13 protein-coding genes are annotated in these 16,436 nt (G+C 61.7%); 2 read left to right on the top strand and 11 right to left on the bottom strand.

All coding sequences use genetic code 11. The annotated features are described in order from the left end of the window. Positions 1-95: 95 nt before the first annotated feature. The 11 genes from ACU0AG_RS13220 to ACU0AG_RS13170 form a co-directional block, all read right to left on the bottom strand. Entirely contained in the window at positions 96-485 is a 390-nt protein-coding gene (locus ACU0AG_RS13220; protein WP_067405485.1) for a single-stranded DNA-binding protein, read from the bottom strand. 488 nt (positions 486-973) lie between these two features. Next, positions 974-1,432: a helix-turn-helix domain-containing protein gene (locus tag ACU0AG_RS13215; RefSeq protein ID WP_482782740.1), complete on the bottom strand. Its 459-nt coding sequence runs from the start codon at positions 1,430-1,432 to the stop codon at positions 974-976. A 114-nt stretch (positions 1,433-1,546) separates the two neighbouring features. Then, a complete protein-coding gene (locus ACU0AG_RS13210; protein ID WP_482782745.1) occupies positions 1,547-2,491 on the bottom strand; it encodes a DUF2493 domain-containing protein in 945 nt (314 codons plus the stop codon). 302 nt (positions 2,492-2,793) lie between these two features. Next, positions 2,794-3,216, bottom strand: a complete 423-nt coding sequence (locus ACU0AG_RS13205; protein ID WP_482782739.1) for a hypothetical protein — start codon at positions 3,214-3,216, stop codon at positions 2,794-2,796. Positions 3,217-3,227: 11 nt separating this feature from the next. Next, complete coding sequence (locus tag ACU0AG_RS13200) at positions 3,228-4,169, bottom strand: ArdC family protein (protein ID WP_482782738.1); 942 nt, start codon at positions 4,167-4,169, stop codon at positions 3,228-3,230. A 167-nt stretch (positions 4,170-4,336) separates the two neighbouring features. After that, complete coding sequence (locus ACU0AG_RS13195) at positions 4,337-6,325, bottom strand: ParB/RepB/Spo0J family partition protein (protein WP_482782737.1); 1,989 nt, start codon at positions 6,323-6,325, stop codon at positions 4,337-4,339. Positions 6,326-6,581: 256 nt separating this feature from the next. Continuing rightward, positions 6,582-8,732 carry a hypothetical protein gene (locus ACU0AG_RS13190; protein ID WP_482782736.1) on the bottom strand — a complete coding sequence of 717 codons (2,151 nt, stop codon included), beginning with the start codon at positions 8,730-8,732 and terminating at the stop codon, positions 6,582-6,584. A 230-nt stretch (positions 8,733-8,962) separates the two neighbouring features. Then, on the bottom strand, positions 8,963-9,694 hold the full coding sequence (locus tag ACU0AG_RS13185) for an RES family NAD+ phosphorylase (RefSeq protein ID WP_482782735.1): 732 nt from the start codon (positions 9,692-9,694) through the stop codon (positions 8,963-8,965). Further along, positions 9,691-10,104 carry an MbcA/ParS/Xre antitoxin family protein gene (locus ACU0AG_RS13180; protein WP_482782734.1) on the bottom strand — a complete coding sequence of 138 codons (414 nt, stop codon included), beginning with the start codon at positions 10,102-10,104 and terminating at the stop codon, positions 9,691-9,693. The genes ACU0AG_RS13185 and ACU0AG_RS13180 overlap by 4 nt, the downstream gene beginning before the upstream one ends. A gap of 53 nt (positions 10,105-10,157) precedes the next feature. Continuing rightward, complete coding sequence (locus tag ACU0AG_RS13175; protein ID WP_482782733.1) at positions 10,158-14,399, bottom strand: strawberry notch-like NTP hydrolase domain-containing protein; 4,242 nt, start codon at positions 14,397-14,399, stop codon at positions 10,158-10,160. 75 nt (positions 14,400-14,474) lie between these two features. Then, complete coding sequence (locus ACU0AG_RS13170) at positions 14,475-15,371, bottom strand: DUF7146 domain-containing protein (protein WP_482782732.1); 897 nt, start codon at positions 15,369-15,371, stop codon at positions 14,475-14,477. 123 nt (positions 15,372-15,494) lie between these two features. Here ACU0AG_RS13170 and ACU0AG_RS13165 point away from each other — a divergent pair, with 123 nt between their 5' ends. Continuing rightward, positions 15,495-16,157, top strand: coding sequence for a lytic transglycosylase domain-containing protein (locus tag ACU0AG_RS13165; protein ID WP_482782731.1), 663 nt, complete (start codon positions 15,495-15,497; stop codon positions 16,155-16,157). Between the two features lie 16 nt (positions 16,158-16,173). Then, entirely contained in the window at positions 16,174-16,371 is a 198-nt protein-coding gene (locus ACU0AG_RS13160) for a DUF5818 domain-containing protein (protein ID WP_482782730.1), read from the top strand. Positions 16,372-16,436: the final 65 nt, after the last annotated feature.

The raw sequence follows: 16,436 nt of genomic DNA, 5'->3' as shown, positions 1-16,436 counted from the left end.
GGGGTTGGATCCCCTGTGCCGCCGCATCGCAAGGCAACAAAAGAAATGGCCCCGATGGCATGTGCCACCGGGGCCTTTTCGTGAGGCAAGGACACTCAGTCCTCGTCGATGTCGGGCGCGTCCTCGTTGGTGCCAGAGCGCCCCTTGGTGAGGAAATCGACCTTGTCGGCGATGATCTCGCAGCCGTAACGCTTGGTGCCGCTTTCGTCTTCCCACTGGGTGTAGTGGATACGACCTTCGACCGAGACCATCTGGCCCTTGGTGCAGTACTTGGCGACGTTTTCGCCGAGGCCGTTGAAGCAGGTCACTCGGTGGAATTCGCTGTCCTTGGCGGTGTAGCCGTTCTCGTCCTTGTAGGTTTTGCCTTCCTTGCGGGCGGGACGATCGGTCACAACCGAGACCGAGGTGATGCTGGTTCCACCTTGGGTGGTGCGGGTTTCGGGGTCGCGAGCGATGCGGCCAACGAGGATAACGAGATTGGTCATGGGTATTCTCCTGATCGAGCATTCCGGGTCCATCCCGGCTGCAAAACCCGAGCAGAAGCGCCCCGCGGCGAAGCGCACCGAAGGGAAACCCCGATCTGGTTCGGGTGGTGCGGGCAGCCGGGCACAGCCCGGCAACTCGGCCGGACCTGATCGGGGTTGCGCGTCTCGACGGGGGGTGATTCAGGGACAGGTTTGCATCGAAGCCGGGTGGAGCTGGATGCCTTGGGCAGGCTTCCGATAGCTGCCGTTTTCTCCGGCCAACTGGAGCGGCCCCCTGCCCTCGCCCTGTGCAGCCTTCGTTTGATAGCTGGCAGAATGCGACTGCCTGAAGATGGCAGACACCGGGACACTGCTAGCCCGCCAGAAGCAATCGCACTGCGGCCAGCTTAGATGCCGCGCGTTGTCGCCTGACACAGGGATCAAGGGCCAAAGACAAAGATTAAACTACATCGCCCGGTGATGGACTGTGGCTCCATCCGAGGCGTCGATCAGTATAGATCTTTGCTGTCAGATATGAGCTCATCCAAAGCTTCGGCACGAGTCTTGTCGCGTGCAGATTTGTAGGCAAGCACGTCCTCGGCCTTAACACGGCGGTGCCGCCCCACCATGGAATGGGCAATGTCACCCTTCTCGATGAGCTTGATGAGGTATGGGCGCGATACATTCAGCAGATCTGCCGCCCGCTGCGTGGTCAGCATCTTCCGGATCGGTAGCAAGGTAACGGCGTCACCGCTGCCGATGTAGCGCAGTAGCTGGATGAACAGGTCGGACATTGTCAGTGTCAGGGTGATATCGACCGGCTTCTTGGTCGCCGGATCGAACACCTGCAGATGCGCTTCCCGCGCCTTGTATGCCGCCAGGATCTGACGAAGCTGATTGGCGATCTGGCGGTCTTCAGCGGATGGCAGTCTGTTGCCCAACGGCGAGGCGCTTTCTGGCGATGTCATTGGTCTCTCCGGCATGCCGACCTGCTATCTGGGAAATATTCGAAATAAACGCAACGCATCGCAATCGGCGCGGCCTTCGCAGTTTCCTCAAAGAAGGCTGATCAAGGCAGCCGCTCACCCCGGCGGTGCCTTGGGCGACGTACCCAGCGGGCCACGGCGATCGACAACCGTGATCCGCCGCGCCTTGGCTTCGATCACCAGACGTTCAAGGACGCCGTTACCCGGGAAGGCGACGACGTAGCGCGGATCAAGCGAGAGCATCCGCTCGTTGCGCTTGAAGCCGGCACGGGCACCCAGACGCATGTCGAGCGAGAACGTGACCTGCGGGATGCCGCGGCGTTCGGCCCAGCTCGATGCCAGGCGGTCGACGCCCTTGGTGTCGCCGCCATGGATAAGGACCATGTCCGGCACACGGTCGCGGACCTTGTCGAGCGTGGCCCAGACGTTGTTGCCGAAGGTCAGTGCATCATCTTCGGTCGCATGTCGGGTGCGCCCGCCAGCGAAGACGACCGGCGTTCCTTCGGGCACCGCCGCACGGCGTTTGGCCTCGGCACGGGCACGAAGGAAATCGCGACCTTCGACGAGCGCAGAAGTCATCATGGCGCTGTGATTGAAACGCGAACTGGAGACCGGCTTCCATGAGGAACCGAACTCGTTGAGGTACATGGCGGCTGCAACTTCGCGCATCTCTTCGAGCGCCAGCATCGCGCTTTCGGCGCATTGCGCCCGCTCGACCTGGGTCTCAAGGTCATGGGTGTGAACCTCGGATCCGTCGGCTGTGGCGATCAGCGCGCGGACCTCGTCGGTCGCCCGGTCGAGAGCCGTCGATTTGCGGGTCGCAGAGCGGTGAAAGATGTTGACGAAGGCCCAGCCAAGATCCTCGGCGTCAGCTTCAAGAGCGGTCCCGGACACCATGGCGAAAAGATCGGACCAGACCGCCTCGAGGGTTTGGACGACCGCTTCGCGGACCGGGAAATCGCTGGTCGATAGCGGAGCGGGACCGATGGAGAAGCCGGCGAGATCGAGCCCGGCGAGTTGATCGGCGAATGACGTGTGCATGGGGATATCCTCCTGACTGGCATGACACCGACGCACCCGTTCATGGCTGCGCCAGCGAGAACCCGTCAGGGCCAGCTTCAGGCAGGATTGCGCACCCGTCAGGGGGAACCCGGCTTGGCGGGCTGGCGCGGGCAGGCCTTCAGCCTGAAGGGCAAAGGCCAACACGGGCCCGTCCAAGCCGGGTTGCGCAAAGCTGGCGGCTGGCCCAGGGCCTCTTTCGCATGGCGCCAGACCATGAGCGGCCGGCAAAGCTGAGTCAGGGATGGCAACCCAAAGCGCTGCTTCTGGCCAACTCGCAGACCTCAAGCTGCCCGCTTGGTGTAGACCCCCTCGCCGTTCGACATGTGCCCGAGGCAATCGTAGTCGCCGAACACGGCATCGAAGCGGGATGCGATCTGGGACAGCCAGCGCCGCGCCCGTGGCGACCGGGCCGTGCGCCAATCGGCGTCCCAATAGGCCGCGTCATCGCGTTCGGCGATCCAGACGGCCACCAGCCCGCCGTAGACCGATACGCCGAAATCCGCATAGGCATTACGCATGAGGATCCGGTCTTCCCGGTCACGCCATCCGTCATGCGGGATCAGTGAAGGGAAGTCTTTGGCAGCCCGCTCGCGCAAGTCCTCCCGCAGCCATTCGTACTCGAATTCCCAGTCGTCTTCGGCTTCGACGTGGAGGACTGTGAATGCGACGATTGCGCCGCTGGGATAGCTGACAGATCGGCCCATGACACCCTCCCTCAGGCCGCGAGTGCAGCGTCGCCTGACGCATCGTCAAACTGCTCAGGGATGATCCTACCGCCGAGCTTCAGCAGCAACGCCGACGCCTCTTCGGCCTTGGCCGCAGCGGTCAGGATCGCGCGGTCATCGTCCTTCAGCAGCCTGAGCCAATGCTCGATGTAGCTAGCGTGGCTGTCGAGATGTGTGACCGGCAGCCCCAGCTCAGCGCCGAGCATGGCGCTCGAAAGTTCGGCGACCAGCTCCTCGGCGGCATAGGCAGCCGTGCCGAAGCGGTTCTTGAGATCGCGTCCCAATCGGCTGGCATGGCCTGTCCAGTGCGATAGTTCATGGGCAAGTGTGGCATAGTAGTGGTCGAAGCCGGAAAACAGGCTCGTCGGCGGCATCGTAACGCGATCGGCGGTAGGTTCGTAATAGGCTTCGCAGCCCTGGTGACGCAGATTAACGGGGATGGCAGCAAAGAAGGCGTCCAGCTCGGCCTCGCGCCCTTCAGGCTCGACCAGTTCGAGCGTTGCAGCTGGATGGAAACGCTCGGGCAGTCCTTCGACCTGATCGGCGTTGAAGACTGGGTAGGCCTTGAGCACCCGGCGAGCTTCGTCGGTCTTTTCGCCGGTGTCGGGCGCTTTCACCTCCTTGGTGTAGCTCTTGTAGAAGATCGCGATGGTCGACTTCTCGCCCTTGCGGACCTGGGCGCCGAGCGATTTTGCCTGGTTGTAGGTCATCCAGAACGGCGAGGCGTAGCCGCACATGTCGGCGATCATCCAGAGCCAGAAGACGTTCATGCCCCGGTACGGAATCCCGCAAGCCCGCAAGGGCCGGGAGACCGGGACACCCCGCCATGGCTTGATCCACGGCTTCGTGCCGGCTTCCAGACGGGCGATGATTTCCTGGGTGATGCGGGTGGCGGGCGACAAGCCGCTGCCCTGCCCCTTGCGATAGGCCATGATGGTTCTCCTGATTGCGGCATCTGGACAGTCGGCGACGGGCTCGCCGGTCAGTGCCACAGGTTCCCGAGCCCCCTCTTCTCTGCTTCCAAAAGAGAAGCGGCCCTCCGGCATAAGCCGAGGGACCGCTTCTCGAGTTGCGAGTGACCTTGCCTGTCAGGAGGAGGTCAGGCGGCCAGCTCGCGGGGAGACTGATGTTCGTCATCACCGCCCTGCTCCGCTCCAGCGGAGTCGATCTCAGCTTCACCAGCCTCCGGCGCAGGGCAACCGAAGCGCATGACCTCGGGCACCCAGGCCAGGGCCTTTTCGCGGACCTCGACCTCGGTAATGTAGGAGCCGGCGAAGACGCGCTCGGCGCTCATCGCGAGGTCGCCCTTTTTGACCGCGGCAAAGCGGGAGGAGAGCTCGAGGCCGCCGACATCGGTCAGGGCGTCGAGGACCACCTGCTTCGACACCCGGTCAAAGTAGTTGGCCGCTGTCGGCCGCCACCACTGCGCCATGTCGATACCGATCAGGCTGCCGAGATGATCCTGGAACGGGAGTTGGCGGTCACCGGACATGTTGAGGCTCGCCTCGAGCGACCGGGCCACGACGTAACCCAGCCAGGCGGCGCGGCTGTCATCGGGCAGCGCCCGAAACAGGTCGAAGCGGGACATGGCATCGTCACCGGCGCGCCAGCTTTCATCGAGACCGGACCTGAGCTCGGCAAGCGCGCTGCACGCCGGTGCATCCTTGGCTTCGAAGCCGATGATCGGGCCTGTTGGGACGGGCGCGCGCAACGTGGTCGAAGGGCGCGCCCGCCAGTCGTGGGTATCGGCATCGGCAAGCGTGAATACCATGATGTCGAGCGCGAGCCCGGGGTCGGATGCAACGTGCAATGCCAGAACATCGCGACGCTGCATCGCGAGCTCGTCGACCAGACGCTTGGACAAGGTGGTCCGGCGCTTGTCGGAACCTTCACCGCCGGGAACGACTTCGATCCCGCTTTCAGCTCCGGCGGGATCGGCCTGACGCTCGCCGTAGAACACCGGCTGGAGGACCGGCGTGCCATCACGCGAGAGCACCAGCACCATGCCTGCCTCGGCCTTGAGTTCGGGTGCAATGACGGGCGGTCGGGCCCGGATTTCCTGGCATTCGCGTTCGATCGCCACGATTGCGGCTTCAGCCGCGGCCACGACATCCTCGGCGCTATCCTCGTCTTCAAGGATCGCCGCATGCTCGTCATAGGACGCATCGAGTTCGTCGAGCCTAGCCACCTCGGCTTCGGACAAAGGCGCCGGTTCGGCGGGAAGACGGACCAGCCCTTCGACCAGATCGTGGCTGGCATAGGGATCGAGCGTGGGCTTGACCCAAGCGAGCCCCTGCTCGGCGGCGAGAGCTTTGGCCTGCTTTTCCATCTTTGCCGCCGCGAGGCTTTCGAGCAGCGCGACATCGACCCAGGATTCGCTGTCGTCGTTATCGAACAGCTCACGCTCGATCCGGCCGCCGGCTGCGATGTAAGCATCGCGGCCAACGAGGCGAGCACGCGGATCGCTGCCCCGGACGGTCCCCGACAGGACCATGCGCCGGATACTATCGGGGTTGGGCGCATAATAGCCCGAGGACACCTGCTCGAAGACGCGAGTCTGGATGTCCTGATCCGAGGTGGCGCCGAAAGCTTTGGCAATGTCGAGGGTGATCTCACCGGATGCGAGCGCCTCGAACACGACCGGCGCAAGCGTCGCAAGACGCAGCCGGCCCTCGACGAAGCGGACAGTCAGACCGAAGCGGCGGGCAACATCTTCAACAATCGCACCCCCAGACACGAGCGCGGCGAAGGCCTGGGCTTCGTCAGCGGGGTTCATAGCGAGGCGGTGGAAGTTCTCCGCGAGGCTGGTCTCCACGGCCGCTTCAGCGCTGTCCTCGAGAACGAGGCACGTGACTTCATAATTGCGGGCGAGCAGCTTTTCTTCAGCCAGCGCGAGCATCGCGCGGCGACGACGCTCCCCGGCCTCGACCTCGAACTTGCCTTTGGCAGCAGGTCTGACGATGAGGTTCTGCAGCAGACCGTGGGCTCCGATGCTGGCCTTGAGCTCAGCATCTGCTGCCGGATCACCGTGGCGGCGGACATTGCGAGGCGACTGAACGAGCTTGTTCAGCGGGATCGACTTGATCATGGGACACACTCCTGATTGTGAGCCCGGCACGCCGACTATCGACGCCCAAATGGCTCAATCAGGGCAAAGCCCACTCCCCTCTTGGCCGATCGCTGCGAGTTTCACAGCCCGGTAGTCAACGAGAAATGACGATTCTTGAGACGAAACTGCCATTCCTAAACTACACTGCGACCGTCCGGTCCTGACGAGCGCCGACGTTCGGCGGCCTCCTGCCTGCAGACGTATCTATCACGGAACGATACTCCCGCGTCGTTATTTACTTGGTTGTTTCGCTTGTATGATCTGTGGTCTGACTATCTGAGTCCGGCTGTGAGGATAATTTCTCGACCTTGAGCCGACGGAAGAAAGCCTCGTTCCGCAATGTAGCGTTCCGAAGTACCTGATCGTATGGAATGAACTCGAAATAGGCATTCAGATCGTCCAAATAAGCGAACCGGCCGTCTCCATCGGGAGTGGGTTTGTGTATCTGATGCTGCCGCAGCAAATCATAGAGTTGCTGAGACGGCTCCGCGATCAAGAAGCACAAGAATGGGCTGCCGGACCTTATGTCGGTGATCCGTTCACCCTCATAGGTATAACAAGTCTTGTTAAGCAGAGACTCGATGTATTTTCGAATTTGTATCACCGGGTTGTCCCCGGGTGCGCCCGAATACGTCGTCTTCCCGGGGCTTTTGAATTCCACGATCACCGTTGGGTCGAGAGTGTTGGGACGACGGAAAAGCATCGGTCGCTTGAAGATCGCTAGGTCGGGTTCACCGCCCTCGCTGTATCCACCGATCGCTCGCAACGACTCTCGACGGGCGAGTTCGGCGTCATCGACTTCCCCATTATCCTGCGCAAACGAGCGGATCGACCGGTCTGACGTGACGTAAGTGTAGTACGCTAACCGGTCGTCGATCAGCCAAAGATTGTGGTCGTCATAGTCCAGCGTGTCGCTGGTTACCCCAAGGGGACAGAATATCTCGTGAACGATGTTCTCGGGTTGGTGTTTGATATCCTTGAGATCGATCTTACGGCGTTCTTTGAGTAGTTCGATCACCCAGCGTCGTTCGACCACGTATTGGGCTAGTGCGCTCTTCTCGGTGTCGCCAAGCGCCGCAGCCAGCTTGTTGACATGCTTTGCGAAATCCAAGTTCGACATACTCGCCGAATTTGCTTCGAGTTTCTCAATTTGCTTGAATAGCGCTTTTGTCGAGCGGTGGCGCTTCAACGCGACGTCTTGCACCAGCCGCGTCTCGTCCCAATTAAGTGGCATGTTCGCCGCGTAGGCGTCGATGTCGTCAATCGCGGATGCATACAGCGGATTAGCGGCGAGTAGTTTATCGAGCATCTCGCGATTTCGCTTACGAGGTTCCGCGAGATACGGCTCAAGAAATACTTTAGCTGCCTCGACGAGTGCCTTATTGACGACTTCGAAGTCGATGTCGCCGAAATCAAAGCCGGTACGCTCGTGGTTGAGTGCGTCGTCGAATAGTGAACCCGAAATCAATCCGATGTAGATAAGCGGGCCGTGTTCCTCATTAGGCAACACCTTGAGACCGATGACCTCAGAAATCGACTTGGTGACAACCGAGCGGTCCGCTGCGCAGTAGATCAGCGAATTGCCGATGGGCGCGAGTTTCTTGGGCAACAGGATGTGCAACATCGAGGCGACGTGATGCTCGTCGATCGGGATCGATAGCGGCGTCTTGTCACCTATGATCGAGTCGAAGAACAAGTCTGAAAGATTGGTGGTAACCCCCTCGTCAATGAGATCGATCTTCAGTCGCTTGGGCTGTGCGAAAAGCGCAATGAAGTGAGCGAGTAGGCTGTTCCGTATCGCCTCTGGATCGACATGAGCTTTAGCCCGATAGACGTCGCGGTAATCAGCTAAGGTAACAATCGTGCCCGTCGCCGTCGTAGCGGGCTGTGACGTTTCGGAATAAGCATCGAAAGGTCGCTCGTTAGAGAGTTTAAAAGTGAAGGACCGCTCGTGCGGTTGCCCACCCCGGTCGAAAATCGACACGATTTCTGCTTTAGCGAAGACCTTCAGCCAAGACAGTCGGCCAATACCTCTGCCCTTTTTGTCAGCGCGATACTCGGTGTCGAGTTCCCTGAAATGTCCGAATAGCGCGTCGTTGAGCCCAATCCCGTTGTCGGTGACAACGAACCCGGCGACTTGTTGATGCTCGGGCTGGCTATCGGGGCTGGCGGTCGGCTTATCGCGGAGGACCTCAATCGTGATGACACCGTCATCGGCCCATGTTTCTGGGTACTGCTCCTGCACCGCATATAACGCGTTAGTGACCGCTTCAAACACCGGCATCATCCCATTGCTCGCGGTCGGAGGGAGGTTAAAGTTCCTCACCCGGCCTGTGAAGCTGTGGCGCATATCCGGCGGCGCGATCTGTGATACTGTCGTTGCCATGGTTACCCTTACGGGCCTTAGCTACGACGATTTGCTTCGGAATGCGAGTTCCGCGTGACGGCTCGCGTGGCCTGGCATCGAACTGTCGGCTGCAAATAAGCAGTTTCTGCAACCGTTCCGTCGATTGGCAGACTCATGACCGTTTTCGGCGTATTCAGACATTCATGAGGTGGCACAGTGCCGACCGACTCTGGGTCGAGAGCTGCCAATGTTCAGCAGGCAATCGCCACTCAGCCAATGCTGGGCAAATCGACAACTCGGAAAACGGCCCCTGATCCGGCATCACGCACGAGATCAACGCGCGCGCCGTCCCAATGGTAGTCTAGGTGTCGACCCTGGAGGGGGTTTAACGCGCAGTCTGGGTAGAAAAGCGCGACGCATTCTCCACCGGGATGCCGGATGCTCGGATAGGCGATCCCGTTCGATCCGGCGCTCCTGAGGTTCGCCGCGAGAGCCTGCGATGCCGCGTAGCTGTCAGGATCAAGCGCCGGCGCCGTTGTCACCGGCAGGGATCGCAGATCATGCAGATCGGCCTCGACCGACATGATGATTTCGCGAAACTGCGACATCCAGCCGGGCGCTTCCCGGGTTCGCACCATGAAGCGGGCATGGTGATGGATCGTCTCGAACAGTGCGGTTTCGAACCGGTCCGCGACATAGAGCACGCCGTAACTGCCGTCGGTGAACCGGCTTGGCCGGTCGGTGCTGACATGGGTGAACGGCGCCATGAGGTAGGAGGCGCCATTGCCGCCGACGCGCCGGCCTGCTGGAACGAGGTCAAGATTGCCAATCGTCGCCATGATGCGGGGATTGGTCTTCTGCTCTGCCGAAATCAGCAGCGGCCAGTCGGCTGGATCGGCGATGTCCTCGAACAGATCAATCGGCGGAAAGGCACTGCGGATGATCCGTACAGCGCCCTTCCACTCAACTCGGGAAACCGGGATATCTGCCGCTTCGCTCACCAGCCACCGCGTGTCGCGTCGAGATAGCGACGCACCCGCATGATGTCGGTAAGCTCGCCTCCCAGCATCACGTCGAGCGCACTGTGTCCGCCGAACGCATCGTTGGCGGCCTCGATCCAGGCATAGCCGCGGTTCGCCTCCGAGAAGATGATCCGAAGTGCCTTGTGAATGCCCATGAGGTTGGACAGACGCGCACGCCCATCGCGCGAGATACGCCCCGGACCTTCCGCCTTCCAGCGCCGATAGGATCGAACCGGCATGTCGAGCAGGGTTGCCGCCTGCTCGTCGGTCAGCTCCCATTTGCCGAACAGATTGAGGACTGCCCGGAACATGGCAGCTGCCTCGTCCTGCGTAATCGGATCGGGTCGGAAGGCGGTAATGGTAGTATCAACAGGTTGCAGAGCCAGCATGGCATTTCTCCATATGGCAGTATGTACGCTCAATAATGCCATTTGGCAATTGGCTATGTAGGGGATGTCAGTCTGGCAATTACGCTCGCTGCGCCATCGATCGGGACAAATAGCCGGGTCTGGTAGCGGATGATCTCGGTGAAGCAGCCTTGGGCCTTGTACCAGTCGAGTCGGGCTACGCTCCAACCGGTCAGCTCAACTCGCTGTGAGCCGTTGACCAGGCTGCGTTTGACCATGAGCTTCTCACGGCCAGCGAATTCCATGGCCCGGCCCGTAGCGAGGACGGACTGGACAACATCATCAGCAGAAAGCGTCTGTTCCCGTTCGAGACCCAGCGCCCGGCACAGTTCGGGCACGCAACGGACGGGAACCTCACGGCCTAGCAACGAGCGACCATCCGCCGCCGAGATACGGCTCACCCTCACGAAGTCCGATGGCAGCTTGTCCCAGACCGGAAGCAGGAGGCCCGTCGCAAGATACAAACGCTCGCGCTTATGGCTCGTCCTCGCCTCTTCCACCTCGGCGGCCCAGGCCTCGCGGAAATTGCCGATGGCAATGTCCTCCCAGCTACTCTCAGCAAACTGATCTTCGGTGATGTGACTGCGCCCCAGCGGACGCAGCAATTCGAAGCGGGTGACGCGCGTTCCGTCATCCGCAAGAATACTGCGGGCGGGCACAATCAGGGCGACCCGACCAGAGCGGGCGTTTCGAACCGGCCGCTGTCGCTGGCAAGTGAGGCCATGTAGCTCCTCGAGCCGCTTCAGCGTGAGTGGCTTCAACGCTCTGGCGATTTCCAGTTCGAGCAGATGGGTGGTCGCCCCCGAGGCCGGATCGGTGCGCAGCAGCGTGTCCGACAGGACAGTGAAGTCCTCGACCGCGATCGTCTCGAGGCCAAGATCAAGTGTCCCGGCCTGCCGGGCGGCATCGATGCGCGCCTCAACCAGCCCCATGAACTCGTCGAAGATCGCGTTCTGTAGGGCGATAGGCAGCGCGAGGATGCGATTGAGCCAGCGCTGGATCGAGGGCAGGTCATCGACCATTGATCCATCGGGCGCTTCGATCAGGAGGCCCGTCAGCTCCTGAAAGCGCCCAAGGCTGACCGCCTCGAGCTTGCCGCTGAACAACAGGCCGAGCCACCGATGGAGCGCTTCTTTGGCGTAGATGCTCTCCAAATTATCAGCCGGATCGAACAGGTTCTGCCCTCCGGTCTGGCGCTGCCCGCGCGTCAAGGCACCGAGGCTGTCGAGGCGCCGCGCGATCGTCGAGATGAAGCGGCGCTCACCGCGCACATCGGTGGTCACCGGTCTGAACAGCGGCGCCGACGCCTGATTGGTGCGATTAGTCCGGCCAAGCCCTTGGATTGCGGCGTCAGCCCGCCAGCCCGGCTCAAGCAGGAAGTGGACGCGGCGGGCCTGGTTCTTGGATGCGAGATCGGCATGGTAGCTGCGCCCCGTTCCTCCGGCATCGGAGAACACGAGGATGCGCTTGGAGCCGTCCATGAACGCCTGAGTTTCAGCGACATTGGCGCGCGGCGAACGGGACTGGAGCTTCTGGCGGCCATCGCGGTCGACGATAAGGCGCCGCGTCCGGCCGGTCACTTCCGCAACCTGTTCGACGCCGAAGCGTTCGATGATGGCATCAAGCGCCGTGGCGATCGGCGGCAAGGCGCAGAGCTGCTCGATCATCCGGTCGCGCGCGGCGAGTGCCGATCGGCACAGTACTGGCGCCCCGAGCTCGTCGCTCATCGGCTCGGAGCGCGGATTGCCGTTTTCGTCGGTGAACACCGCCATTAGGCGGACAGGAAAGCTCTTGGCGAGATAGTCGATCACGTATTCCCGCGGGGACAGATCAATCTCTAGCGCTTCGCGCTCCTGGTCAGACAGGTCGGCAAGCCGACGGTTGAGCATGGCTTCTGCCGTCGAGACCAGCTGGACGACCACAGCGTAACCATCGGCAATAGCCGTATCGATCGCAGGCAGCAGGCTGGGGAGCTTCATCGACAGAAGGAGCTGCGCGAAGAAGCGCTGCTTGGTCCCCTCGAAAATCGACAGGGCTGCGGACTTGGCACCGGAGTTGAGCGTCCCTCCGGTTTCGCTGTCGACGATCCGCGTGGCTTCCAGCGCTTCGCGCAGGTTGGCGTGGATGATGGCCCAAGCCTCAGCGTAGGCGTCGTAGACCGCTATCTGATCCTCGCTCAGGCAATGCTCGAGGACTTCATATTCGACACCAGCGAAGGAGAGAGCGCGGGCGGTATAGAGGCCGAGCGACTTGAGGTCCCGCGCCACCAACTCCATCGCGGCGATGCCGCCGTCGCGAATGTCGGCAACGAAGGCTTCGCGATTGGCGAAGGCAGTCTCCGGCCCCCAGAGCCCGAGGCGCGTCGCATAGGCGAGGTTGTTGACGTCGGACGCTCCGGTTGCCGAGGCGTAGAGCACCCTTGCCCGGGGTAGGAGGTTCTGTAGGCACACCCCGGCGATGCCCTGCTCCGATCCCTTGACCTTGCCGCGCGCGCCTTCGCCACCAGCAGCGTTAGCCATGGCGTGCGCTTCGTCGAACACGATCACGCCTTCGAAATCTTCGCCTGCCCAGGCGAGTATCTGGTCAAGGCGCGTTGCGTCGTTTCGACCCGAACGCAGAGTCGGATAGGTGACGAAAAGGATCCCGTCGCGCATGGCGATGGCGGAGCCCAGCTTCCAGGATGCCAGCGGCTGGATGTCGATCGAGAGGCCGCCAAGGGCGGCCCAGTCGCGGCGGGCGTCTTCCAGCAGCGCCTCGTTCTTCGATATCCAGATATGGCGGCGTTCCCCGCGCACCCATCGATCAAGAATGACGCTCGCAACCTGACGGCCCTTCCCGGCACCTGTTCCGTCTCCAAGAAAATAGCCCAGTCGGTAGGTCTGGCCTTCCGCGGATGCCTTGAGTGAACAGCCCTTGTCGTCTGGCTCGAACCGGCCGGGTAAATCGCGCGCATGGGCGCTTGCAGCATAGATCAAGGTCTCTGCTTGGGCGGCCGACAGCAGTCCCTTGGCGATAAGCCCGTCAGGCAGCTGCGGCACTGTGTCGGGCTTGGGTGCCGAGATCGACGCCATGGCGACGGACTCGACGAGCGGCGTGGGATGCCCGGTTGCGCCATCGATGACGATCCTGCTCGGGCGATAGGGCAGATAGTGGCCGACCTGAGGGGCGACCGGCGCAGGGGTTTCAAGCGACTGGTAGGTGAGCGGCTTGATGGCGGAGGCTGCAGGAGTGATCCTTGCTGGTGTCGGCAGTGGCCTGCGCGGCGCGGCCACCAGGCGGAACGGCGCACGAACCGGGAGGCGCGATTGCTCGGGAACAGCCTCCAGGCTGGCGCGAGGCGGGAAAGCATCGACAAGATCGGTCAGCTGGCGAAAGTCGTTTGTGCGGATCGCGACAGGCTCGTCGGAGCATTCCACCTTATCGAGTACCAGCAGCCGCGTGGTGATCCCGGTGCCATGCTTGACGAACGCACGTTGGACCGCAGCATTGAGTCGCAGCGAGATTGGCCCCTTCAGCCCCGCAAGGAACCTGCCGCATTCGAACCATTCAGGCATGATCGCGACAAGTCGACCACCGGGGGCAAGCCGAGTCCAAGCGGAGCGGAGATGCCTCGCCCCGGTGCGGCCATCGTGGCCCCGCTCGATCCCGTGAGAATAGGGCGGGTTCATGAGCACGGCGCTTGGGACGACGGCCGGATCGAGCAATTCGTCGATCAGCTCGGCATCATGTCCGGTCACGCGGGCAGCCGGGAACGCCACAGTCAGGCAGTCGCGTCGTAGCGGCGAGATTTCGTTCAAGGAAAGGCGCGTGACGGCTTTGGCGGCCCAGACCGCAAGCATCCCCGTTCCGGCCGAGGGTTCGAGCACGAGCTCGTTGGGCATCAGTCCACAGGCCCGTGCGGCAAGCCAAGCAAGCCGCGGCGGCGTTGCATACTGCTGCCATTCGATCTGCTCGTCGCTGCGATTGGTCTGGGTCGGAACTCGGGCATCGAGGCCGCAGAAGAACTGATCCGCCTCGTCGATCGGGCTCGTGAGCTGGATCTGATCTGATGCTTGCAGGTGTTGAACCTGCGCCAACTCTAGCGCAGCGTGAGCATCACGGACTGACCATGCCCCGAGTGCATCGGTTCCGCCGAAGTGGTCCGTCATGATGCGGTTGATGTCGCTGCGCGAAATCGGGCGGCCTGCTGCAAACTGCGACGCCATTGCTTTGGCGACTGTCACGACAAGCGGCGGAGATGGTGGATCGAATGCGAAAGCGAGGGAAGAGTTGGACATGGGAAACCTCCTGAAGAGGTCCTGCGTCTCGCAGGCCTCAATCAGCCGAAGGCCCCCTCCCCTCTGGCTCGCTGATCAGGTTTCCCGAGCGAGCCTCGCCTTGAGTTCATCGTTCCAGTCGAAACCGGCGGACGACGATGCTCGCGACTGAATGACACGGCCCGGCGCAGAATATGCCTTTTGGGCGCGCCTCTCAGCGAGCTCGCCTCCTGCATCATTGTCGATGAACAGGTGAAGTTCGCGCACACTCTCTGGAATCGTGACGAGGCCGAACCGCTCGTTACCGAGCGTTGCCCAGCAAGGGACGCCAAACAGCTGCATCGCTGACAGGGCGCTTTCGATACCTTCGGCAAGGCCCAACCGGCCCGCTGCTGGCGGGGCAAGTCTGACAGCACCACAGCCGAGGCTTCCCAGTGCACGCTTGGGACGCTCGAAACCTGCCAACTTGCCGCTCGCAGTCTCGAGAAACGTCCTGTGCACCGCGACTATGCCGATGTCAGTTGTGACTGCCGCCAACATTGCAGGGAGGAACTGGACTGCACCACGTGGTCCGAGCGGCGTGCGCTCGAGATAGCGAAGCTGATCAGAGGCACGCAGGATCCCGCGCTGCGCGAGGTATCCTTCGGCAGGGCTGTCGGAGATCGCCGTCGCCAATTGCCACAAACGCCGCGCGTTGGAATTGAAGGCTCTTTTTTCCGGTCGATCAGCGGCCACGGCACCAGAGCCATCGAACAGGTCACGGCTGCGAACACCCTGGCGGTCGAGTGCGGCAATCACCTCCTCGCTCGAGCATCCCGCAAAGCAATGAAACAGGATCGCTATCCGACCCAGTGTCACGCTCAGCGAGGGAGTTCGGTCGTCATGCGCTGGGCAGCAGCACATGCCCTTGTTCTGATGCCATGTTCCGTTGAGGCTTTCGACAATCGCGCGAGCGCGGCGATCAAGGTGATGAGCATTAGTTTGTTGGGGCATCGACCCACTCCGTTTGATGTGCCCCTCCCGCGCAGCCTCCGCTCTGCATGCGCGCCAACCGATTTCCCTCCGCGCTATGTTCTATATATGTTCTTAGACGAGTCGGCCATCGAGGATCGAGCAATGACCCCAAAAATCCTGTTCTTCGCCAGCGCCTGCATCACAACAGCGCTCGGCTTCCCGGTCAGCGCGCAAGAAGTGAAGCGAGCACCTGATCAGGAAGTATCCGGACATTCCATCAGCGGCGTGCGCATCGCGGAGGCTTCCGACGGATTCCAGCTGGTCGAGCATGGACTATGGCGCACTCATGATGAGGCTACGCCCGCCAACTTCGACACCGGCGTCGCACCACGTGACGACCTTTCGCTCCGCTACCAGCATGCCGCCGGAACGAGCACATCGAGCTTTCGGAGAGCGAGTTTTTTGCCCCACGTCTATGCAGCCGAGGCAAGGTACGCCCTGCCCCCAGGCTTGCTCGACGCGCTCGTCTGGACAGAGTCCAGATACAATCCTTTGGCTGTCAGCCGTGTCGGAGCAGCGGGCCTCGGACAACTGATGCCGGCCACCGCCAGAGAGCTCGGCGTGGCCAATCGCTTCGATCCTGTTGCTAATATCGACGGTGCCGCCCGCTATCTTCGGCAGATGCTAGATCGTTTCGGAGTGGTGCACCTCGCCTTGGCAGCCTACAACGCCGGGCCCGGAGCCGTTAGGAAGGCTGGCGGCATTCCGCGGAATGGCGAAACGCCGGCCTATGTGCGGAATGTGCTTCGCCGGTGGAAGCTATAACAGGGGATGATCTGGAGTGAGTAACCAGCGGAAACGCTTATCAGGTCGATTGACGAAGGGGGCTCGAAGCCTCCTTCTCACGACCTCTGACGAGCATATCTGGATCGTAGAGACGCTGGATGTTGACCAGTCACTCGTCGGCAAAAACGTCATTGTTGATGGCATTCCGACGGCCGCCGACCGCATTCAAGCTGACTGGATCGGCCAGATCTAGCCACTGCGAAATCGATCAATCGTTGATGGCACGGTTCAGGGCACACCCCCCCAGAACCACCTCCA

It is taken from the genome of Erythrobacter sp. RANMB8 (assembly GCF_056848235.1).
The sequence above is the reverse complement of the archived record's forward strand: the minus strand, read 5'-3'. Positions and strand labels throughout refer to the sequence as shown.